The organism is Parageobacillus sp. KH3-4 (genome assembly GCF_022846435.1).
GTDB lineage: Bacteria > Bacillota > Bacilli > Bacillales > Anoxybacillaceae > Parageobacillus > Parageobacillus thermoglucosidasius_A.
The window spans coordinates 2,955,194-2,978,571 of the sequence record NZ_AP025627.1; the positions used below are offsets into that span (position 1 = coordinate 2,955,194).

The 23,378-nt window shown below is 46.1% G+C and carries 20 protein-coding genes and 1 other annotated feature; of the genes, 3 read left to right on the forward strand and 17 right to left on the reverse strand.

Annotation, left to right across the window (positions count from 1 at the left end; genetic code table 11):
* Window positions 1-196: 196 nt before the first annotated feature.
* Window positions 197-431, forward strand: a binding site (T-box leader).
* A gap of 48 nt (window positions 432-479) precedes the next feature.
* Window positions 480-1,466: a tryptophan--tRNA ligase gene (gene trpS / locus MWM02_RS14900; RefSeq protein ID WP_244402329.1), complete on the forward strand. Its 987-nt coding sequence runs from the start codon at window positions 480-482 to the stop codon at window positions 1,464-1,466.
* Between the two features lie 117 nt (window positions 1,467-1,583).
* On the opposite strand, the gene MWM02_RS14905 is transcribed toward trpS, so the two are convergent.
* From MWM02_RS14905 to MWM02_RS14925, 5 genes are all read right to left on the reverse strand, one after another.
* Window positions 1,584-2,324: a YjbA family protein gene (locus MWM02_RS14905; RefSeq protein WP_064552467.1), complete on the reverse strand. Its 741-nt coding sequence runs from the start codon at window positions 2,322-2,324 to the stop codon at window positions 1,584-1,586.
* A gap of 89 nt (window positions 2,325-2,413) precedes the next feature.
* Window positions 2,414-2,620, reverse strand: a complete 207-nt coding sequence (locus tag MWM02_RS14910) for a YuzI family membrane protein (RefSeq protein ID WP_064552468.1) — start codon at window positions 2,618-2,620, stop codon at window positions 2,414-2,416.
* A gap of 67 nt (window positions 2,621-2,687) precedes the next feature.
* Entirely contained in the window at window positions 2,688-3,485 is a 798-nt protein-coding gene (locus MWM02_RS14915) for a DUF2268 domain-containing putative Zn-dependent protease (protein WP_244402330.1), read from the reverse strand.
* Between the two features lie 98 nt (window positions 3,486-3,583).
* Window positions 3,584-4,825: a beta-ketoacyl-ACP synthase II gene (gene fabF / locus MWM02_RS14920; protein ID WP_064552470.1), complete on the reverse strand. Its 1,242-nt coding sequence runs from the start codon at window positions 4,823-4,825 to the stop codon at window positions 3,584-3,586.
* A 36-nt stretch (window positions 4,826-4,861) separates the two neighbouring features.
* Window positions 4,862-5,794 carry a beta-ketoacyl-ACP synthase III gene (locus tag MWM02_RS14925; RefSeq protein ID WP_064552471.1) on the reverse strand — a complete coding sequence of 311 codons (933 nt, stop codon included), beginning with the start codon at window positions 5,792-5,794 and terminating at the stop codon, window positions 4,862-4,864.
* Between the two features lie 172 nt (window positions 5,795-5,966).
* Between MWM02_RS14925 and MWM02_RS14930 the strand changes: the two genes are divergently transcribed.
* Complete coding sequence (locus tag MWM02_RS14930; RefSeq protein ID WP_232509610.1) at window positions 5,967-6,218, forward strand: hypothetical protein; 252 nt, start codon at window positions 5,967-5,969, stop codon at window positions 6,216-6,218.
* A gap of 73 nt (window positions 6,219-6,291) precedes the next feature.
* On the opposite strand, the gene MWM02_RS14935 is transcribed toward MWM02_RS14930, so the two are convergent.
* Window positions 6,292-7,023: an alpha/beta hydrolase family protein gene (locus tag MWM02_RS14935; protein WP_064552472.1), complete on the reverse strand. Its 732-nt coding sequence runs from the start codon at window positions 7,021-7,023 to the stop codon at window positions 6,292-6,294.
* Between the two features lie 141 nt (window positions 7,024-7,164).
* On the opposite strand from MWM02_RS14935, the gene MWM02_RS14940 reads away from it, so the two are divergent.
* Window positions 7,165-7,353 (forward strand): YjzD family protein, encoded by a 189-nt coding sequence (locus tag MWM02_RS14940; RefSeq protein WP_013401456.1) that lies wholly within the window; start codon window positions 7,165-7,167, stop codon window positions 7,351-7,353.
* A 61-nt stretch (window positions 7,354-7,414) separates the two neighbouring features.
* Here MWM02_RS14940 and MWM02_RS14945 read toward each other — a convergent pair whose 3' ends face one another.
* From MWM02_RS14945 to argC, 11 genes are all read right to left on the reverse strand, one after another.
* Entirely contained in the window at window positions 7,415-9,535 is a 2,121-nt protein-coding gene (locus MWM02_RS14945; protein WP_244402331.1) for an MMPL family transporter, read from the reverse strand.
* Between the two features lie 90 nt (window positions 9,536-9,625).
* The gene (locus MWM02_RS14950; protein ID WP_003252363.1) at window positions 9,626-10,198 is read right to left on the reverse strand and encodes a TetR/AcrR family transcriptional regulator; all 573 of its coding nucleotides are present in this window, start codon (window positions 10,196-10,198) and stop codon (window positions 9,626-9,628) included.
* Between the two features lie 286 nt (window positions 10,199-10,484).
* The gene (gene clpB / locus MWM02_RS14955) at window positions 10,485-13,082 is read right to left on the reverse strand and encodes an ATP-dependent chaperone ClpB (RefSeq protein ID WP_244402332.1); all 2,598 of its coding nucleotides are present in this window, start codon (window positions 13,080-13,082) and stop codon (window positions 10,485-10,487) included.
* Window positions 13,083-13,444: 362 nt separating this feature from the next.
* Window positions 13,445-13,624 carry a YjzC family protein gene (locus MWM02_RS14960; protein ID WP_064552475.1) on the reverse strand — a complete coding sequence of 60 codons (180 nt, stop codon included), beginning with the start codon at window positions 13,622-13,624 and terminating at the stop codon, window positions 13,445-13,447.
* 95 nt (window positions 13,625-13,719) lie between these two features.
* Window positions 13,720-14,658, reverse strand: coding sequence for an ornithine carbamoyltransferase (gene argF, locus MWM02_RS14965; protein WP_244402333.1), 939 nt, complete (start codon window positions 14,656-14,658; stop codon window positions 13,720-13,722).
* Window positions 14,655-17,780, reverse strand: coding sequence for a carbamoyl-phosphate synthase (glutamine-hydrolyzing) large subunit (locus MWM02_RS14970; RefSeq protein WP_064552477.1), 3,126 nt, complete (start codon window positions 17,778-17,780; stop codon window positions 14,655-14,657). Before MWM02_RS14970 ends, argF begins: the two co-directional genes overlap by 4 nt.
* Window positions 17,773-18,843, reverse strand: a complete 1,071-nt coding sequence (locus tag MWM02_RS14975; RefSeq protein ID WP_064552478.1) for a carbamoyl phosphate synthase small subunit — start codon at window positions 18,841-18,843, stop codon at window positions 17,773-17,775. Before MWM02_RS14975 ends, MWM02_RS14970 begins: the two co-directional genes overlap by 8 nt.
* A 55-nt stretch (window positions 18,844-18,898) precedes the next feature.
* A complete protein-coding gene (locus tag MWM02_RS14980; protein ID WP_244402334.1) occupies window positions 18,899-20,059 on the reverse strand; it encodes an acetylornithine transaminase in 1,161 nt (386 codons plus the stop codon).
* Complete coding sequence (argB, locus tag MWM02_RS14985; RefSeq protein WP_244402335.1) at window positions 20,059-20,832, reverse strand: acetylglutamate kinase; 774 nt, start codon at window positions 20,830-20,832, stop codon at window positions 20,059-20,061. The genes MWM02_RS14980 and argB overlap by 1 nt, the downstream gene beginning before the upstream one ends.
* Before the next feature lie 15 nt (window positions 20,833-20,847).
* Window positions 20,848-22,089 carry a bifunctional ornithine acetyltransferase/N-acetylglutamate synthase gene (gene argJ, locus MWM02_RS14990; protein ID WP_064552481.1) on the reverse strand — a complete coding sequence of 414 codons (1,242 nt, stop codon included), beginning with the start codon at window positions 22,087-22,089 and terminating at the stop codon, window positions 20,848-20,850.
* Between the two features lie 16 nt (window positions 22,090-22,105).
* The gene (argC, locus tag MWM02_RS14995; protein ID WP_244402336.1) at window positions 22,106-23,143 is read right to left on the reverse strand and encodes an N-acetyl-gamma-glutamyl-phosphate reductase; all 1,038 of its coding nucleotides are present in this window, start codon (window positions 23,141-23,143) and stop codon (window positions 22,106-22,108) included.
* Between the last annotated feature and the right edge of the window lie 235 nt (window positions 23,144-23,378).

A 23,378-nucleotide genomic window follows, 5' to 3' on the forward strand; every position in this document is an offset into this window, starting at 1 on the left:
TCCATGAATTCGTTTCGACAAGGGACAAGTTTCTTTCACTACATCGATGATATGGCCGCAATCCCCCCGTTTGTAACACCCGTTCAATATTTAATATATATTTTATTTCACTTTTTTCTATTCATTGCTTAAAAGGTAAAAAGAAACTTGCATATAGCAACTAGATGTTTTACAATAAGACTCAAAAAACTGGAATGAATATGCGATGAGAAAGAAGAGTACATATTGCGATGCCTTCAGAGAGCTTGTGGTTGGTGTGAACAAGCGGCTAGCAATATGGAATGGGCTTTCGAGCATCCGGCCGAACTAGAGAGTAGGCTTTGGACGCCTGCCTTGCGTTATCAAGGCGCCATGCGCATACAAGCATGGGCAGAGTGATTGCACATTATGTGCAATAACTAGGGTGGCAACGCGGTCCTATCGTCCCTAACGTTTAAGGGGGTAGGGCCTTTTTAAATGGATAAAAAAGGAGTGGTGTTATGAAAACGAGTTTTTCAGGCATTCAGCCAAGCGGCGTCATTACGCTTGGCAACTATATCGGCGCCATGCGGCAATTCGTGGAATTGCAGGATGAGTACAATTGCTACTTTTGCATTGTCGATCAACACGCGATTACCGTCCCGCAAGATCCGCAGGAACTGCAAAAAAATATTCGCAGTTTAGCCGCCCTTTACTTGGCGGTCGGCATCGATCCGAATAAGGCTACTTTGTTTATCCAATCGGAAGTTCCTGCCCATGCGCAGGCGGGATGGATGTTGCAATGTATTTCTTATATCGGCGAACTAGAAAGAATGACTCAATTTAAAGATAAATCGGCAGGAAAAGAAGCGGTGAGCGCCGGACTGCTTACTTATCCTCCGTTAATGGCTGCAGATATTCTTTTATATAAAACCGATATTGTGCCTGTCGGTGAAGACCAAAAACAACATATCGAACTGACGCGCGATTTAGCAGAACGATTTAACAAGCGGTACGGGGAAATTTTTACGATTCCGGAACCGCGCATTCCAAAAATCGGCGCGCGCATTATGTCGCTGACGGATCCGACGAAAAAAATGAGCAAATCGGATCCAAACAAAAAGTCGTTTATTACGCTCCTTGATGACGCCAAAACGGTGGAAAAGAAAATCAAAAGTGCCGTAACGGATTCGGAAGGGGTCATCCGATATGACAAAGAAAATAAACCAGGAATCTCCAATCTTCTTAACATTTATTCAATTTTAGCTAATAAAACGATTGAAGAACTCGAACAAGAATATGCTGGAAAAGGGTACGGCGTATTTAAAGCCGATCTTGCCCAAGTGATTATTGATACCCTTGCCCCGATTCAAGAGAAATATTACAATTTATTGGAAAGCAGCACGCTCGACGAAGTGCTTGACAAAGGTGCAGAAAAAGCAAATAAAGTGGCAACGGAAATGCTCGAAAAAATGGAACAAGCGATGGGACTTGGAAGAAGACGCTAAAAAAAGCAAGCCGCTTTTCGGCTTGCTTTTTTTATTCCATACGCGGATTCTACCGTTAATTTCCGGCATTTTGCCGTTATCGGTGACTTTTCGCTTGCGCGTCAACAATCACAATGTTTAGTTCACTTTTGGTTCCTGTTCCATTTCCCAAAGCTTTTCAAAAAACGGCTGCCCTTTAATTAATTTTTCGCATAACTGCACATGTTTATCAGACCAGCCGTATTTTGTCTCCTCGTATAAGCGTTGCCATGCCTCTTCAAACGGCATTTTTTGAATATCCGGATATTTGTGCGGCGCCCATTCCGTATACCAGTAGCGCACTTCCGCGACGTTTTTCGTCGAACGAAGTTGATCGAGCGCCATAAACAGCAGTTGTTTGAGTTGCCGCTCCTTTCGTGTAAGTCCGCTCATCCATTCAGGAGAGGGAGACAAAATATGGTATGCTTTTTCATGGACTGGCAGCGGATACGATTCCTCTTCGTGGTCAGCGGTCATTTCGTATACTTGCTGTTCTTGTCTCGGAATAAGGCGGCTTTTCCGAATCGGAATGTTATAGCCAATCGTGTCAACAGCGAGAATACCGCAGCCGTCCGTAACGACAAAACAATAATCAAGCGGGATGCGCTCATGATTTTTCCGTAAATATGCTTTTTGGTATACATCTTCAAGAAGCGGTTTCGGAATTTCCGATAAACTGTTTTCAATATAATTAAATAGCGCAGAAGACACTTTGAGAAGCGGGACTTGATCAAGCAGTTCCACTTGATCGTCCTTCCGCCATTCATGGAAATGGCACACGTTATATCCATTTTCTTCCCCTTCAAACCAATTGACCCAAACATCATGAAGATATAACATACGATACCCCTCGCTTCTAAACAAACTTATTTGTCCATCAGTATAGGCAGAGGGGACAAATTTTATTCCATCTCATCCTTTTTTATCCATTATTCTTCTCGATAAGGGAAGTATAAGCTCCCTAGCATTAGCAAAAGCCCTATTGGGAGTAAATAGCATTCTACTTTTGTGCGAATATAGGCAAAATATCCGCTCCATCCCTGCTCTGGTGTCATCATGTTTAAATAAGCAATCATTGCCACCCCGCCAACGACCGAAATGCCAAAACCGACCAAGTAAACGAATATGCGAATCATCGGGCCCCTCTTCTTTCTCTTAGACTTGTCCGTCTTATGTTTTACATATATGAGCCCGCGATGATCATCATGACTGCTTGTCGTCTTCTAATGAAGCAAGCTGCAACATCTGTTCTGAATCCATATTCATTAACTCGGAAAAACGAGCGCCATGTTCAAGGCAGCGGCGAACGATATAATCCCCGACCGCATACCCAAGCATGGTTGGATAAAAACCGTGCCCGTAAAGAAGTCGAGAATATAACGGATGTTTGGATACAATCGATTTATACGGTGATACGTATCGTTTCCAAAAACTGCAAAGTTGTTCGTCTGAGTAATAGGTCGTCCACCTTGCCTGATGTTCCTTGCCGACATACCGGCAAACAGCGTTTTCGGCAAGCCCTTCTAATATGATCGCGTCTAAAAGTGTAGTATCTTCGTTTTCCTTCTTTTGTTGTTTCAAGCGGCAAACATGATTATACTCATGTGTTATCAACGCCTCGATTTCTTTGTGCGTATGGTGCGGCAATAAAAAAATAAACAATTTGTCATGAAAGGCGATCCCTCCTTTACTATTAAACTCACGCGCTAATTTCCGGTTATGAGGATCCGCTGGAAAAAGAAAAAGAGGCGCATCTGGTCCGTTCCATTCCTTCTTTCTCTTTTCGTAAACCGCCTCGACTCGTCCCCATATGTTTTTTTGTTTCATTTGCTCAATTATTTCTTTTATGTTTTTCGACGGTCGGTACATACCGTAGCTCATAAGATGAAAGTAAATATCGCGCTCGCTCGCGTCTGGAAAGTACAAAACAAGGCGCCGGCATAAGCGAACAGGATCATCATACCATTCGTCAAGCCATCGATCGGTACGAATAACCGGCATGCTTGTCACCTCTTTTTTCATTTTTTCTATCGTATGATCAAAACGAAAAAGAGGTGAAAAAAAGGCTATCTCCTATTGCCGAGATAGCCATTTCACCATTATTTTACATATTTTCTAAAAATCAATGTTGCATTATGTCCGCCAAATCCGAAAGAATTGCTTAACACCGTGTTTACTTCCTGCTTTCTCGCCGCATTCGGCACATAGTCAAGATCGCATTCCGGATCAGGAGTTTCATAGTTCATCGTCGGCGGAATCACACCATCTTTAATCGCTAATACGGAAAATATCGCTTCTACTGCGCCAGCCGCTCCTAGCAAATGCCCGGTCATTGATTTTGTCGAGCTGACCGCTAGCTTGTACGCATGATCGCCGAACACTTCTTTAATCGCCATCGTTTCATATTTGTCATTGTATTCCGTACTTGTGCCGTGAGCATTAATATAATCGATTTCTTCTGGCTTTATTCCCGCATCGGCCAACGCTTGGCGCATCGCACGGACGCCGCCTTCCCCACCTGGAGCCGGCGCTGTAATATGATATGCATCCCCTGTCGCACCATAACCAACAATTTCCGCATAAATTGGCGCACCACGGCGCAACGCGTGCCCCAACTCTTCCAACACAAGAATTCCTGCTCCTTCCCCCATCACAAAACCATCCCGGTTTTTGTCAAACGGGCGGCTTGCCGTTTTTGGATCTGGGTTCGTCGATAGCGCCGTATTCGCGCAAAATCCAGCTAACGCCATTTTTGTAATCGGCGCTTCTGTACCGCCAGCAATCATTACATCGGCATCGCCGCGTTGAATCACTTTAAACGCATCGCCGATCGAATTGGCACCTGTCGCACAAGCGGTAACGGTACAAGAATTGATTCCTTTTGCACCTAAAATAATAGATACTTGCCCCGCTGCCATATCCGGAATCATCATCGGCACAAAAAACGGGCTCACCCGGCGGTAGCCGCGTTTTTGAAAAATTTCAAATTGCTGCTCATATGTTTCCATTCCGCCGATTCCTGATCCGATCCAAACGCCGACTCTTGTCGCATTTTCTTCGGTGATTTCTAATTTTGCATCTTTTACCGCCATCAATGCGGCAGCGACAGCATATTGCGTAAAGCGGTCCATTTTGCGCGCTTCGCGTCGATCAATAAATTGTTCCGCATTGAAGTCTTTCACTTCTGCCGCCACTTTTGCCGGAAATTCATCCGGATTGACGCGCGTAAGCATCCCGATTCCTGACTTGCCGGCAATAATATTTTTCCACGTCGTTTCCACATTGTTCCCAAGCGGCGTTACCGCTCCAAGACCTGTAATAACGACTCGTCTTTTTTCCATCACTTCCGTCTCTCCTTTTTTATCCGTATTGAGCTACTAGCGGCCCCAACGCAAAGCGATTGCACCCCACGTTAATCCGCCGCCAAATCCAACCATAATAATGAGGTCATCATCTTTGATTTTTCCTGCTTCTAATTCTTCGACGATTGAAATGGGAATGGAAGCAGCTGAAGTGTTTCCATATTTTCGAATAGTTGTTGACATTTTCTCCTCTGGCAGTTCAAGACGCTGTCTTGCAGCCTCGACAATACGAATATTTGCTTGATGTGGAATGAGAAAATCCACATCGTTTTTCGATAATCCTGCTTTTTCTAAGACATTAATGCATGATTCCCCCATTTGACGGACGGCGAATTTGAAAACTTCTCTGCCGTTCATCACGATATATTCGTCTTTATATAAATGTTTTCCTCCTGTTCCATCCGCTCCTAATTCAAACGACAAAATACCCCGTCCTTTGGAAACAGGTCCCATCACGACCGCACCAGCGCCGTCGCCAAATAACACCGCCGTATTGCGGTCATTCCAGTCGGTAATTTTTGATAATTTTTCAGCTCCCACTACCAATATATAACGATACGCGCCATTGTCAATAAATTGGCTTGCTGTAACCATTCCGTAAATAAAACCAGCGCATGCCGCGCTAATATCCAAAGCCGCCGCTTTTGTCGCGCCAAGCCGCTCCTGCAACATGCAGGCGACAGATGGAAATGCTTTATCAGGTGTTACTGTTGCTACTAAAATTAAATCAATATCTTGTGCGGAAATTCCCGCGTCATCCAGCGCTTTTTCCGCCGCAAAATACGCCATGTCGGAGGTATCGATATCGTCTGCAGCAATTCTTCGTTCCTCGATACCCGTTCTCGTCCGAATCCATTCATCCGATGTATCCATCATTTTCTCCAAATCAAAATTTGTCAACACCTTTTCCGGCAAATACCGTCCAATTCCAATAATACCTGCTCCCACACCGAACATCTCCTTTAGTATATAACCAATTATTATTACTTGGTACTAATTTTATCGTAAATACGAAAAACGCGCAATAGAAATATGTAAAGCGTGTGATTTGTCTAATCACTTTTCTCGTTTTCTACATACAGTGCTAATAAAGGAAAAAAAGAAAGGGAGGAGGCGTTGTATGGTGGATGATCAAGAGCAGACAAAGCAACATAATGAGCAAGCCGATCGTTTTTCCCGTTTAATGTTCGGCTCCTTTCCGCCGCGCTCTCGTCAGTCGCGTGATGAATCTGTTCAAAACGAGTTTTCTTCCCAGCAAGGGCTTGATTTTTCGCAGCTTATGCAAAATATCGATACGCTCATCTCTTCATTTGACCAATTAAAGCCGTTGATGAAAAAAATTACTTCTTTCGTAAATATGTTAAAAAAATAAGAGGCGTAAGGAAACTAACGCCTCTTTTTGCTATGAACTCTTAAAGCTGCAACATAACTTCCAATAGAAGAATTCATGGAAGCTCGTTATATCGTTGATAAAATTGGTGGATCGCTTTACCAAACTGATACCGCTTTTCCGGCAAATAATAGGTAACATGAACATTATTGTTAGCTGCTCCCATCCATTGCTCATATTTTCGACAATGGAGAGAAGATGAATAACGGGTAATGCCTGATAATTGCCATATTTTTATCGGAACTTGATGGGGCACAATGAACAATGAAGGAACTGCTTTTTCGATATTTGCCTCGTCTATACCGTATGCAAGCGCTATTTCTCTTTTCATCCTTCTATAAAAAAACTCGTTTTCCTTTTCATACTCAAGCTGGGCGCGTAAATCTAGACAAGGGCTTAACATCACGATCGCACGGATTTGCTTTGGCATTGTTTCAAGAAGCTGCAAAGCGACAAGCGCTCCCATTCCTTCCGCAAGAATATAAATGCGATTGTTTAATATTTCACTTTTTAACACGTAGTAAATCAGTTGTTTAGCCAAACGCACCGCTTTTGGGCTTCCCCAATGCCTGCCGTACAAATGAGAGTAAAAAATGGTATAGCCGTATTCAAGTAGCTCGCAAAGAAGCTGGCTGCGTCCTTTATGATCGATCCAAAAGCTTGTACGGTCGTTAACAAAATGATTCGTGTCACCAATAATCAAGAGAGCAAATCCGTTTGGACGTTCCGGCAAATGAATGATACACCACTGATTATCAAGCTGAAAAAATCGTCGTTGAACCGTCATCGACATTCACCCTTGCTTTTACAATACGTAATTGTACAATACACAGTATGCGGAACGAAAAAAAAAGTACGGGTATATGCCTAAACGAGCAAATTATGATAAGATAAGAAAAGGAATGATGCGAAGATGGGAGGAAATGTAATGCGCCTGTTTTGGACATTTTTCTGGACGTTTTTGCTTGTCCAGATGGCGACGTACGTCATGGGCTCGATGCAAGGCATCGGCTACAACTTCACAACCGGCGCCTTGCTCGGCGTGATCGTGACCGTTTTGGTCGTCGTTGTCGCCGCTTTGATTCCGGACGAGCCAGCCGGGGATCATCACCATTAAAACGAACAACGCCTTGGAGATTGAATCTCCAAGGCGTTGTTTTTTGCAACTGTCTATGCCGTTATTCACCGCTCGTTTCGGCCGGCGCTCTTCGTTCTTTTTCCAGCCATATAATGAGCCCCGGCAACAGCATCCCACGAATCAAAAACGTATCAAGCAAAATCCCGATCGCGACAAGAAATCCGAAGACAAACAATAGTTGCACCGGTTGGGTCATCAACACGGAAAACGTCGCCGCTAAAATGAGGCCGGCTGAAGAAATGACGCCGCCTGTATGGGTTACCGCCTGTTTCACCGCTTCATGGAGCGAATGCGTTCTCCACTCCTCTTGGAAACGGGAAATCAGCATAATATTATAGTCGATGCCAAGCGCCACGAGGAAGACGAATGCATACAGTGGCACGCGGCCGCTGACTGCTTTGATGCCAAACAGCCAATCGGTCAGCCAAATTCCGAGGCCAAGCGCAGCCGTAAACGAAACGAGAATCGTCCCCATCATATACACGGACCGCTTCACCGACCGCGTCAGCCCAATGAGCAACAAAAGAATCAAGAGCGTTTCCAACGAAACAATCACGATCATATCGCGTTTGTTCAACGACCGCTCATCCACTTTCGCCGCTGTTTCCCCGGCAAAATAAAGGCGCCCATCAAGCCCGCTTTGTTTGACGATCGTTTCCTTCCGGTCAATAATCCGTTCCATCGCATCGATCGTTTCGACATCGTATGGGTTTTCGCGAAACGTAAGTGTAAATGAGACGACGCGGCCATCATCCGCCGTACCAGTCGGGCGCACCTCACTGACAAGCGGCTGTTTCTCAAGCTGATTTTGCAGCTGTTCCAGTTGCTGTGGCGTGACCTTTTCCTTTCCTTCAAACAAGACCGTGGTCGGCGCCAGCTCCCCTTTGGCAAAATGTTGTTCCAACAGTTCATATCCTTGGCGCGACGGCATATCTTTCGGGAACGATTTGATCATATCATACTCATATCGAAGCGCGGTTGTATGGCCCGCCATCACTACAAGGAGTAAACCAATCAAAGCCACGGTCAGCCGCGGCTTTTGAACAACAAACCGGCCGATTCTCCCCCAAAATCCACTTGTTCCTTTCCCTTCGCTCTCACCGACGCGTGGAATGTTCGGCCAAAACGCTTTGCGGCCAAACAGCGTAAACAACGCCGGAATCAGCGTAACGGAAGCGATCATGATGATCGCCATCGCAAGAGCGAACGTCGGGGCAAAATTTCGGTAATCGCCTAGTTTCGCGAAAAACAAGACAAGCATGGCGGCCAGCACCGTGCCTCCAGAGAAAAAGACCGGCAGTCCCGTCTCGCGCATCGCCCATTTCATGGCCTGCCATTTGTTCTCATGCCGTTTCAACTCTTCGCGGTAACGAGAAAAGATGAACAACGAATAATCGGTGATCGCCGCAAACAGCAAAATCGACATGATCGAAATGGTCTGTTTGGACATCACCAGCCCGGCTTTGCCCATCACTCCAATCAGCTGCATAACCACCCCGTAAACAAAACCGGCAGCTACAAGCGGGATCAACGCTAACAGCGGCGAACGGTAAATGACGATCAACAGCACGAGAATCAACCCGACTGTCGACAACATGAGCACAATATCAGCGCGGGAAAACAAGGCCAACGTATCGGCCGCAATGCCGGCCGGCCCCGTGATATATATAGCAACATCGCTTTCCTTTTTGACCCATTTGCGAATCTCGTCGTTCACCGTTTGGATGTCTTTGGACTCCATCGTTGACCGATAGACGGCCGGAACAACGATCGTTTTCCCATCTTCAGAAACAAAGCCGGCCATCGCTTGCGGTGGAAGAGAAGCAACAGGAACGACTTGTTCCAAAGCGTCGCGGTGCGCTTGTTCGATATGGCCCACCAAACGTTGCAGTTCATCTTTGGCAATCGGACGGTCATCTGAATGAAAGACAAAAATGGCCGGAACGCCGTCGCTCGACGAAATATACTCGTCTGCTTTTTTCGCCGCCACCATCGATTGCGCATCTTCTGGGAGCGTTTCAATGCTTGAGACTTCATACTCTTTGGCGCTCGGCGCTACAGCCCCCAGTATGGCAACGGCCGCAAGCCAAACGATCAACGTCCACCACATTCCTTTTTTCGTTGCCACCCGGTCAGTCAAAGCATGCAGCCATCGATTCATCGCTATTCCTCCATTTTTCATGAATTGCCGAAAGTGACACTTCTGTCACTTTCGACACATTCTTATTGTAAAGGGAAAGTGGCAATACTGTCAATTTCCAGTCATCACCCCATACATGATGATTTCCTTAATGCTTTCCGCCCATTGGTCAAGCGAAATGCCGGGAAAATGAGGGACGACCACCGATTGAAAAATATACGCAAGAACGATCCGGTTCGGAAGATGCGGTTTGATTCTTCCTTCCTGTTTCCCTCGTTCCACCAACTGATTAAGTTCTTCATACATCCGTTCATGAAACTGTTCAAGGCGCTCCTTATTCGCCCGCACAGCCGGAGTGGTATCCGGAATGCGCCTTCCGATCGCGATCATTCGATGAAGATCGTCATGGTACAAAATCAAGTTAAGCAAAAAACGGAATTGTTCATCAAACGTCGGATAGTCATGAATGTGAACAAACTTGGCAAACACTTGCTCCATTTCGTCCACCATATATGCCGTAATGACCTCTTCTTTGTTCTCGAAATGTTTATAAATGGCCGTTCTTGATACACCGAGCCGTTCCGCTAACAACCCGAAGGTAAATCCTTCATAGCCGTGTTCAAGGAGAAGTTGTTTTGTATGTTGAAACACTTCGTTCAATGAAAATTTCCGTTCGCGTGCCATTTGATCGCCTCTCCCCTTTTCACCTTATGCCGGTATAAGCATTCCCGCACTTATTATACATCTGCTTTAAGGAAAAAGAAAAGGCGCCCTGCGAAAAGCAAGGCGCTTTTGGTCAATACTACGGATCGCGCACGGATGGAACGGATGAGGCAACCTAGGCGATACCCCTTTTTGCCAACAATATCGATCGTACGTGATTGCCGGGCAAAGGCAAGCCCCTCACCACTCCCCTCTTTGATGCGCCAAATAAGCCGGAGCGCTTCCCCGTTTCCTTGCCGCATCGTCTTTATAACTGTGGACGGATGACAAGCCGGCCGTTTTCGACATCGACGATGACGGTGCTGTAATCTTTCACCCGCCCGGCGATCAACTCTTTGGCGAGCGGCGTTTCGATTTGCTTTTGCATAAACCGTTTGAGCGGACGGGCGCCGTAGACCGGGTCGAAGCCCGCTTCAGCGATGTATTGCTTCGCCGCTTCCGTCAGCACGAGTTCGATATGGCGATCTGTCAAACGGCGCGACAGCTCGCGGGCGAACTTTTCAACGATGCCTTTCACTTCGTTCACCGACAGCGGCTTAAATAAGACGACGTCGTCAATCCGGTTTAAAAATTCTGGACGGAAATGGGCGCGCAATTGCTGTAATACTTGTTCATGCGTTTCTTCTTTAATCTTTCCGTCTTCTGTCACTCCTTCTAACAACAAATGCGATCCGATATTGGATGTCATGATCACAACCGTATTTTTAAAATCAACCGTGCGTCCCTGCGAGTCGGTAATACGCCCGTCATCCAACAGCTGCAATAAGATGTTGAACACTTCTGGATGCGCCTTTTCAATTTCATCGAACAAAATGACTGAATACGGCTTGCGCCGCACCGCCTCCGTTAACTGTCCTCCTTCTTCGTAGCCGACATAGCCCGGAGGCGCGCCAATTAAGCGAGAAACGGCATGTTTTTCCATATATTCGGACATATCAATGCGGATCATTTGTTCTTCGCTGTCAAATAGCGCGTGTGCGAGCGTTTTTGCCAATTCCGTCTTCCCGACTCCTGTCGGCCCTAAAAAGATAAAGGAACCAATCGGGCGATTAGGGTCTTTAATGCCGGCGCGTGCCCGCAGCACCGCATCGGCAACAAGCTCAACCGCCTCATCTTGGCCAATGACCCGCTCATGCAACAATTCGTGCAGCCGCAATAACTTTTCCCGTTCGCCTTCGACTAATCTCGTTAACGGGATTCCCGTCCATCGTGAAACGATTTCCGCAATTTCCTCCTCCGTTACTTCCTCGCGGAGAAGTCGCCCTTCTTTATTATTTTCGCTCATTTCTTGTTCAAGCTGCTTTAATTGTTTTTCTAACTGCGGAATGCGGCCATGGCGAAGTTCCGCTGCTCTATTCAAGTCATATTCGTTTTCCGCCTCTTCCAATTCGCGCTTCGCTTTTTCCAACGCTTCGCGAACGTCACGCACATGCTGAATCGCTTCTTTTTCCTGTTGCCATTGCGCTTTCATGCTGTTCGCTTTTTCCCGTAAGTCAGCCAGCTCTTTAGTAAGCGCTGCAAGCCGCTCTTTGCTTGCTTCGTCCGTTTCTTTTCGCAGCGCCGCTTCTTCGATTTCCAGCTGCATGACGCGACGCATCACTTCATCCAATTCAGACGGCATCGAATCCATTTCAGTGCGTATGGTCGCACATGCTTCATCGACTAAGTCAATCGCTTTATCCGGCAAAAAGCGATCGGAAATGTAACGATCCGCCAATGTCGCCGCAGCAACAAGGGCGCGGTCGTGAATTTTCACACCATGATGTACTTCAAACCGTTCTCTTAAGCCGCGTAAAATCGAAATCGTATCTTCCACGCTCGGTTCTTCGACAAGAACCTGCTGGAAGCGACGTTCAAGCGCTGGATCTTTTTCAATATATTGCCGGTATTCATCGAGTGTCGTCGCGCCGATGCAATGCAGCTCGCCGCGCGCCAACATCGGCTTTAACATGTTGCCTGCGTCCATCGCTCCTTCTGCTCTTCCGGCACCGACAATCGTATGCAGCTCATCGATAAATAAAATAATTCTCCCTTCGCTTTTCTTTATTTCATTTAATACTGCTTTTAGACGTTCTTCAAATTCGCCGCGAAACTTTGCCCCAGCGACGAGTGAACTCATATCTAAAGCAAAAATCGTCTTATCCTTCAATCCTTCCGGAACATCTTTGCGAACGATACGTTGCGCCAATCCTTCCACAATCGCCGTTTTTCCAACACCCGGCTCCCCGATAAGCACCGGATTGTTTTTCGTTTTACGTGATAAAATGCGAATAACGCGGCGAATTTCACTATCGCGACCAATGACAGGATCAATTTTTCCCGCTTTCACTTCAGCGACTAAATCGCGGCCGTATTTTTTTAATGCTTCATATGTAGCTTCTGGAGTTGGACTTGTCACGCGCTGATTCCCCCTTATTTCTGTCAATACGCGTAATAATGAAGAACGGTTGATGTTGTAACGATGAAAAAGTCGTCCGATCTCATCGGTTTCCGATGTAAAGGCAAGCAGTAAATGCTCAACCGAAATATATTCGTCTTGCATATTTTTTGCTTCTTCTTCCGCTTTTATCAGCAACCGCTGCAGCCGCTGCGACATATAAAGATTTTCCGCACCAACTCCAAGCACTTCAGGTTTTTTCTTTAACAACACTTCCAGTTCATGGATGAATGCATGTATATTAACACGAAGCAGTGAAAATATTCTTTCAGCAAGTCCTTCTTCTTGCCGCAACAATGCGAGCAGCAAATGTTCAAAATCAAGCTGCTGATGATGGTGCTCGGTGGCAATCTTTTGCGCCTCAAGAAAAGCTTCCTGCACTTTTTCCGTAAACTTATTTGCGTTCATTCGCCGTCCCTCTCTTTTGACCTTTTTTGACCTTTAAGTATTATTATAACGACGCCTCCTTTTCTTTTCAAATAGAAAGCCACTCCAAATGGAATGGCTTTTCTGGTTAGCAAATAAGCAGGAATAGGGATACTTCACCGCCAAAAAGCCGATAACGGCCTTTAGGCGAAATGGGGCGCCTTCCGCCTTTCTTAAAAGCTCCAGGAGCCATCGGTTCGCGCCGCTTCGACCTGCTGCTGCGTTAACCCATTTGAGTTAACTCCTCTAAAAGCAACCCACACAAGGCCAAATTTGTTTGGTCTGAGCCTTCTTGCAGGCCCTTCAGCGCGTTTTGCCAATAGGCAGGCGCCCTTCGCTTTTCTTTATGGTTTTCTCATGTACGTCCAGTGGCGGTTGTGGTTTGATGTTTCTGGAAATGTATCTCCTGCTTCTAGTTTTATTTTTCTTGGATTTTTGACGTTATCGCCGGTTTCGCCAATTTCGATATACATCCCATTGTTCGGCGCCTTATCGCCCGGTTTGAAATGGCGATGTTGCCCCATCGGCATTCCCCCTTTATCCAAAGTACATTTTTATCATGCCCGTCCGCTCGCTTATTCATAACAAAAAAGCACCGGCATACCGCCGGCGCGATTCGTTACAATAAAGATAGCAAAACTGCTTTCTGTGCATGAAGCCGATTCCCCGCCTGCTGGAACACAAACGAATTTGGTCCGTCAATTACATCAGCCGTTACTTCTTCCCCGCGATGGGCTGGCAAGCAATGGAGAAACATATAATCTTGTTTGGCATGCTTCGCTAATTCGCCGTTTACTTGAAACGGCTGAAACACAGCAAGGCGCTGCTCGCTTTCTTGCTCTTGGCCCATGCTCGTCCATACGTCTGTATAAATAACGTCCGCGTCGGCGACCGCTTCGATTGGATCATGTGTTACCGCAACTGTCGTTCCTGTTTGTTTTCCAATTTGTGTCGCTGCATCTATATATTTCTCCTTCGGCTCATAGCCAGCCGGACAAGCGATCACACAGTCCATGCCGACTTTTGCTGCGGCAATCATCAGCGCGTGGGCGACGTTGTTGCCGTCGCCGACATAAGCAAGTTTCAATCCTTTCAGTGTTTTCTTAACTTCATAAATCGTCAATAAGTCCGCTAGCGCCTGGCAAGGGTGGTCGTCATCGGTTAGTCCGTTAATCACGGGAACCGTCGCATATGCGGCGAGCTCTTCCAATTTGCTATGAGCGAATGTGCGAATCATAATCGCATCGACGTATTGTGACAATACTCTCGCCGTATCGGCGATCGTTTCCCCACGGCCAAGCTGTAAATCGCTGCTATTTAAGTAAAGCGCGCTTCCGCCGAGCTGGGTCATCCCTACTTCAAACGACACTCTCGTGCGAGTCGATGGTTTTTCAAAAATCATCGCTAACGTTTTTCCGGAAAGCGGGGTACACGATTGCCCAGCAAGCTGTTTTTGCTTTAATTCCCCCGCAAGCGCCAACAAATCATGGATATCTTCTGTTGAAATATCCATTAATGTTAAAAAGTCTTTTCCCTTCAACGAAGAGACTTTGTTCACATAATCACCGCTTTCTCCGTTTGTTTTTTCTTGTCAAGCCATTCTTGAATGGATAAAACAGAAAATTTTTTCACATCGATCGCTTGCAAAAAGAGTTGAAACGTCTCGCTTTCGGTAAACGTCATAATTTGCCGCGACAACGCAAGCATTCGACGTTGCGCATCTTTTTCGTCTTTTTGCAAATCGAAAAACGCCAACGCTTCCTTGCGTTTTATCCATTCAGAAAACGGCATATCGGAAACAGCAATTAATTGTTTTGCTTTCATTATTTCAAGAAGTTCATCGCTTATTTCGCCATTTACATAAATTTCGCGGGCGTCGCTCCTTTTCGACAAATAGGAGTAAAACGCCTTTGCTGCCGCTTCTTCCATTGTTTTTGCGATGCTGATCCCTTCTCCCGTCGACTTCATTTCCGGGCCGACGAGCGGATCGACCCCAGGCAGCTTATATGTCGAAAACACCGGATATTTTAGGACAAGATATGGCAAGTTCGCCAAACGGCGCTGCTTTTCATCAATGACATCCTTTAAACATTTCCCAAGCAATAATTTTGTCGCAATTTGTGCAAGCGGTATGCCTGTTGTCTTGCTGACGATCGGAACGGTCCGGCTGGCGCGCGGATTCACCTCCAATACGTATACGCGGCCGTTGGCAATGACGTATTGAATGTTCATAATCCCTTTAAACTGCAATTTTTTTATAATTTTTTCGGCGTACGTAATGATCTTCGATTGTTCTTCATTCGTAATCGTTTGTGCCGGCAGCACTGCATGGCTGTCCCCTGAATGCACTCCCGCTTTTTCCACATGTTCAATGATCGTCGGAAGCAAAATATCGTTTCCATCCGCGACAACGTCGACTTCCGCTTCTTTTCCGTCTAAATAGGCGTCAATTAACAGCGGATACGTAATCGCGCCTTGCTCTAGCAACCCGCGCAATTGTTGTTCACTTTTGACGATAAACATTCCTCTGCCGCCGATGACGTAAGAAGGGCGGAGCAATACCGGATAACCGATTTTCTTCGCGTTCGAAACAAGTTCTTCTTCATTGTCCGCCATCATTCCCGGCACGTGCGGAATGTCCAATTCTTCTAATAGCTGATAAAAACGATCGCGATCTTCCAGCTGGTCAATCATATCGTAAGTGACGCCAAGAAGGGAGACATTTGCTTCTTCAAGCCCTTTAACGAGATTAATCGCCGTCTGTCCTCCAAACTGAACGATTACTTTTTTAATCTGTTCCGCTTCAATCACATTCAGCACTTCTTCTAGCGTAAGCGGCTCGAAATAAAGGCGGTCGGCTACGGCAAAATCGGTGCTGACGGTTTCCGGATTGTTGTTCATTAACACCGTTTCATATCCTTCTTTTTGAAGCGCGTATACGCTATGCACGGAACTGTAATCAAATTCGATTCCTTGCCCGATTCGAATTGGCCCCGCGCCAATAATTAATACTTTCTCTTTCCCGCTTTTTTTCCGCTCATCTTCGCCGAAGTATGTCGAATAATAATAATCCGTTTCCGAATGGAACTCCGCCGCACACGTATCAACCATTTTATACGACGGAACGATGCCAAGTTGTTTTCGCTTTTCTCTCACATCACTTTCTTTCACATTCCATGCTTCTGCCAAAAACGCATCAGAAAATCCTTTTTCTTTCAAGAGACGGAACGTTGCTTCATCGATTTGGTCTAAACTCGTTTCTTTCGCTTTCTTTTCTAATTCAATCAGCTGATAAAACGAATGCAAAAAGAAACGGTCGATTTTTGTCAATTCATACACGGCATCGATCGTTTCTCCGCGGCGGAACAGTTCGAGAATTGCAAAAAAGCGGCGGTCATCTTTTCGGATAAGCAGTTGTTTCAATTCATCATCTGTTTTGTCAACGAGCTCTGGCAAATATAATCCTTTATTCTTCCCTTCTAATGAGTAAACCGCTTTTTGAAATGCGCGTTCCATGTTGCGGTCGATCGCCATTACTTCTCCCGTCGCTTTCATTTGCGTGCCAAGCTGGCGATCGCCGAAAGGAAATTTATCAAACGGCAAGCGCGGAAATTTCACGACAACATAATCGAGCGCTGGCTCAAAGCTCGCGTACGTCGTTTTCGTTACCGGATTAAGAAGTTCTGCCAACGTATAGCCGACTGCTAATTTCGCAGCTATGCGCGCGATCGGATATCCCGTCGCCTTGGATGCGAGCGCCGATGAACGGCTGACACGCGGATTCACTTCAATTAAATAGTACCGTTTGCTAAATGGGTCGAGCGCAAACTGAATGTTGCACCCTCCGATAATGCCAAGCGCCGAAATAATTTTGATAGCTGAGGAACGCAGCATTTGATATTCCTCGTCCGTCAACGTTTGCGATGGGGCAACGACGATCGAGTCGCCGGTATGGATGCCGACGGGATCGACGTTTTCCATATTGCAAACAGTAATGCACGTATTCGTATGGTCGCGCATCACTTCGTATTCAATTTCTTTATATCCAGCCACGCTCCGTTCAATGAGGCATTGCGTAATCGGGCTTTCCGCGAGCCCTTTTTCGACTAGAGCAATAAACTGCTCCATCGTTTCCGCAATTCCCCCGCCCGTTCCTCCGAGCGTATAAGCGGGGCGAATAATGATCGGAAATCCGATTTTTTCGGCAAAAGCGACCGCTTCGTCAACGTTCGTAATAATTTCGCTTTCCGGAACTGGTTCGCCTAGTTCATACATAAGCGCGCGAAACGCTTCGCGGTCTTCTCCTCTTTTGATCGCTTCAATCGGTGTGCCAAGCAATTTTACCCCATATTTTTCTAAAATCCCGGCTTCATGAAGCTGAAACGCCAAGTTTAATCCCGTCTGTCCTCCAAATGTCGCGAGCAGCCCGTCAGGCCGCTCTTTCGCGATAATCGCCTCCACGCTATCTACCGTCAACGGCTCAAAATACACGGCGTCGGCATGAACTTCATCCGTCATAATCGTCGCCGGATTGTTATTTACTAAAATAACGCGGTATCCTTCTTCTTTCAAAGCGATACATGCTTGCGTGCCGGAATAGTCAAATTCCGCCGCCTGTCCGATGACGATCGGGCCGGAGCCGATGATTAAAATCGATTGCAGCGATGTATCTTTAGGCATACACTTTCTCTCCTTTTACTACCGTTTGCAAAAACTCGTCAAATATATGGTTCGTATCGCTAGGGCCTGGATGTGCCTCCGGATGGTACTGCACTGATAAAATTGGTTTATGGCGGTGCACCATTCCTTCGATGGAACCGTCATTGACGTTTGTAAATCGGATGTCAAACGGCGTGTTCGCCAAACTTTCTTTCTTAACGACATAACTGTGATTTTGCGATGTCATAAACACTTTTTGTTTTACCGCGTCATAGACAGGTTGGTTTGCCCCGCGATGGCCGAAGCGGAGCTTTTCCGTGTCTGCGCCGTATGAAAGCGCCACTAGCTGATGGCCAAGACAAATTCCCAGCGTTGGATAATGGTCAATAATTTGGCGGATGTTTGCCAGCTGTCCGGAAAGCTGTTTCGGATCTCCAGGACCATTGGATAATACGATTCCATCCGGCTTTATCGATTCGATCGCTTCGAATGAAGTATGATATGGAACGACGGTAACTTTGCATCCCCGCGCTACCAATGACTGCAAAATCGATTTTTTGTAGCCGAAATCGATTAATACAAGATGAGGCTCGCCACTTCCATATGTTTCTATTTGCGCAGTCGACACATCACGGACCGGAAATGGATTTTCAGCAAACGCTGCTGCAGCGCACGACGGCGAAACAGCAAGTTTTGCCATCATCGTTCCTTCGTTGCGAATCTCTTTGACCAACGCGCGCGTATCGACATGGGTTAACAACGGAATGTTCCATTGTTGCAAATACTCTTTTAAACTATATTTCGCGTCGTAATGATATCCGCGACTGCTCGCTTCATAAACGATCACCGCCTGTACATGCGGGCGCTTGCTTTCGAAATCATCCGCGTTAATGCCGTAATTTCCGATTAACGGATACGTAAACACGATGATTTGATTTTTATATGAAGGGTCTGTTAGCACTTCTTGATAACCGGTCATTCCGGTAAAAAAGACGATTTCTCCACTCACTTCGCTATTTGGAAGCGGCGATTCTAACTGTCCGACAAACGTCTTTCCGTTTGCCAAATGCAAATATGCTTCCATGAACGACACCCCATGATCGAATTTTTATTTATAAGGATAAAGAGGCAGCTGGCGATTATTTCGCAGCTGCGGTTTTTGCTTTCTGTATCGTTTGTTTCATCGCCTCTACTGCCTGATCCAATTCTTCTTTCGAAACAATCAGCGGCGGCAATAGCCGAATTACGTTTGGACCGGCCGTTAATACGAGCAGGCCATTTTCGTGAATGGCCGGGATTAGTTTCGTAATGTCTTCGCCACATTCAATGCCAACTAACAGACCAAGCCCTCGCACTTCTTTTACTAACTCGAAATCGCTTAATGCTTCTTGCAGACGCGCTAACAAATAGGTTCCTTTTTCTTGTACGTCTTGCAAAAAGTCAGGCTGAAAAACGATCTGCAATGTCGCTTTTGCGGCCGCCATCGCGATTGGATTGCCGCCGAACGTTGAACCGTGTACCCCCGCCGTAAACGCATCTTTCAAAAACGCCTTGCCGATCATCGCACCAACCGGAATGCCACTTCCTAGTCCTTTCGCGCTTGTAATAATATCCGGCTCAATGGCAAAATGTTGATAAGCAAACGGTTTCCCGGTGCGCCCGATCCCTGTTTGCACTTCATCAACAATAAACAGCGCACCATATTGCTTGCAAAGTTCGGCGATTTTTTGTAAAAACGCGGCATCAGCCGGTCTGACCCCGCCTTCCCCTTGAACGATTTCCACCATCACCGCCGCGACATCTTCGTTCATTTCGTTTTCGAGTGCTTTGATATCGTTAAACGGCAGATGAACAAATTCCGGCAAAAGCGGGCCAAACCCTTTGTATACTTTTTCTTGTCCTGTAGCCGACATCGTCGCAAACGTCCGTCCATGAAACGATTGCCGAAATGTAATGACTTTATGGCGTCCTGTATGTTTACGCGCCAATTTTAATGCCGCCTCATTCGCTTCCGCACCGCTATTGCAGAAAAATACGTAATCACCGCAGCTATTTGCAACGAGAAGTTCCGCAACTTCTTCCTGCAGTTCAATAGTAAATAAATTGGAGACATGCCAAAACCGCTTGAGCTGTTCTTCGATTGCTTTTTGTACCACAGGATGGCGATGGCCAAGGTTACAAACAGCAATCCCGGAAATAAAATCTAAATACTGTTTTCCATTTGTATCGGTAACCGTCGTCCCTTCTGCTGATTGTATACAAATATTCCAGCGGTTATATGTTGGAAATAACGCTCCCATTAATAGACCCCCACTTCGTTTCGAATCGTCGTTCCATATAATTGCCCGTTTTCATAAAATGGCGCTTTTCCGCTGACGATCAACACTTCATGAAGCGATTCCGACAGCGCGGCAATCGCCGCTTTTACCTTTGGAATCATTCCTCCCGTAATGATGCCTTCGTTTATCATTCGTTCAATCGCATCGATCGTTGCCTCTTTCACGACAGCACCGTCCCGTAAAATTCCTGGAACGTCCGTCACAAACAGCAGTTGCGCCGCCTTGATCGCTTTCGCTACCGCACCCGCCGCTGTATCGGCGTTAATGTTATATTTTTGGCCATCTTTATCCGTTCCGATCGGCGAAATGACCGGAACGTAACGCGATTGCAACAGTTTAGCGACAAAATCGCCATTGACATTGACGACTTTCCCTACATATCCAAGCTTTTCCAAGTTGATTGGCGCTGCTTGCAATAAACAGGCGTCTACACCAGAAACGCCGACTGCAGGCAGTCCGTATTGCTGCAATAATGCAACGAGCTGTTTATTCACTTTGCCTGCCAAAATCATTTCCACCACTTCTAACACTTCTTTTGTCGTTTTGCGCAACCCGTTCACAAATTCACTGTGCACATGGAGCCGCTCCAGCATTTTTCCGATTTCCGGTCCCCCACCATGAACGAGGACAACGTTCATGCCATGTTCGTACATCGCTTGCAAACTCGTAAAAAACGACGGCGATAGATCGCTTAACACGCTTCCTCCGCACTTGATGACAATCGTCTTTCCCATCTCCCTCTCCCCTTATTAAGTACGATAACTCGCATTAATTTTCACGTAATCATAAGTTAAGTCGCAGCCCCAAGCAACTCCTGTCCCGTTGCCGAGATGCAGATCTACTTCAATGACAATTTCATCGTTTTGCAAGTATGCGCTCGCTTCCTCTTCGGAAAATAGCTGTGGCTCGCTTCCTTTTAGCATGGAAATTGGACCGATCGAAATATCGACATTGTCCGGATCCACCATTGCTCCTGCGTATCCGATTGCGCAAATAATTCTTCCCCAATTCGCGTCGGCGCCATAGACGGCCGTTTTTACTAAATTGGAGCCAACGATTTGCTTGGCGATTTTTTTCGCATCATCATCCGTTTTTGCCCCGTTTACACGCACTTCAATTAACTTCGTCGCTCCTTCGCCGTCTTTGGCGATTTGTTTCGCTAAATCCTCACACGTTTTTTTCAGCGCTTCATAAAAGTTTTCCCAGTCCGGATGGTCCGGCGTTAATTCTTTATTCCCAGCAAGCCCGCTCGCCATCACAATGACCATATCGTTCGTGGACGTGTCCCCATCCACCGTAATTTGATTAAACGATACATCCGTAATCGAACGAAGCGTTTCTTGCAACAGCGGCGAAGAAATATTGGCATCAGTGGTGATAAACGCCAGCATCGTCGCCATATTTGGATGAATCATTCCTGAACCTTTCGCCGCGCCGCCGACCGTGACCGTTTTTCCATCAATGGTCGTCTGGTAACACGCTTTTTTCATCACCGTATCCGTCGTTAAAATCGCGGTTTGAAACGCCTCCGCATTTTCCGGCAAGACGCCTGGCTGCAATTTTTTCATTCCTTCACGGATTTTTTCCATCGGCATCAACTCACCGATTACGCCGGTAGAAGCGACCGCAACAAGATGCGGGGCAATGCCGAACTGTTGTGCACATAACTCTCTCATTTCATACGCATCTTTTAATCCTCTTTCCCCTGTGCATGCATTTGCGCACGCGCTGTTGACGACGATTGCCTGCAATTTTTGTTCGGTCGCGATGCTTTGCTGCGTCACTTTCAGCGGAGCAGCTTGAAAATGGTTTTGCGTGTAAACCGCGGCGCAAGAAGCCGGCACATCGCACACGATGACGCCTAAATCTTTTTTCGCATAGCGCAAGCCGGCGTGCACGCCCGCTGCTTTAAACCCTTTCGGCGTGACGACCGTTCCTTCGGCAATATAAAAAATTTTCGTTTTTGGCTTTTCTTCCTTTGCGATCACCATCGTTCGTTCTCCTTCCTTATGGATAAATCGGGCCTACCGTAAGCCCGCTTTCTTCCTCCCAGCCCATCATCACGTTCAAATTTTGAATCGCCTGTCCCGCTGCCCCTTTAACAAGGTTGTCGATGACGGAAACAACCGTCACTCTTCCTGTTCGTTCATCATATGCAACTCCGATATCGCAATAGTTGGAACCATACACTTCTTTTGTGGCTGGGAATTGTCCGGGCTTGCGAATGCGGACAAACTTCGAATCTTTATAACTTGTTTTATATAAATCGAACAATATTTCTATCGACAGCTCTTTTTTCACTTTCGCATAAATCGTTGCCATAATCCCTCTTGTCATCGGAATTAAATGCGTGCTAAACGTAATCGGCTGAATACGTTCGTTCCAAGTTTTCAGCATTTGTTCGATTTCCGGGATATGTTGGTGAGAATTTACTTTATAAATTTTGACATTTTCATTGACTTCGGAAAAATGGGTATTTAACGATGCTTTTCTCCCTGCTCCCGATACCCCGGATTTTGCATCAACAATAATCGAATTTTCTTCGATTAACCGTTCTTTCACAAGCGGGGCTAACCCAAGCAATGTAGCGGTCGGGTAGCATCCCGGATTAGAAAGAAGCTGAGCACTTCGGATTTTTTCTTTATTCCATTCTGTCAATCCGTATACCGCCTGTTGCAAATAGCGATCGGAAGCCGTTTGTCGCTTATACCACGTTTCGTAAATGGATCTATCTTTCAGGCGAAAATCGCCGGACAAGTCAATCACTTTTACTCCTTTGTCCACCAACGCCGGCGCAAATGAGCTAGAAACGCCCGGCGGAGTGGCGAAAAAGACGACTTCATGCTCATCTGCCACCTGTTCCACATCGATTTTCCGAAGGACCGCTCCCTCTATTTCGCCGACATGCGGGAAGCTTTCGGATAAATGGATGCCGTCTTGCGAAGAAGAATAAAGAGAACAGCTACGAACATACGGATGGTGTTGTAAAAACCTTACCAATTCCACACCGCCATACCCTGTCGCACCAATGACTGCGATATTCATCCCTTTCCCCCTCAAACGAATTATCTTTCATGTATTTACCATTATAATACTGTATAAAAATAAAATCAAATGTATATTTAGTTATTTTCTTAATATTTTTTAATCATTTTTTTCAATAACACTTGCATCATTTTCCCTAAATTTTTATAAAAAAATCATTCATATTGCGGAAAAACATGCCTCTTGGCTTTCAGCAATCGTTGCACGTCCTCACGTCATTTTTAAAAATTATTCA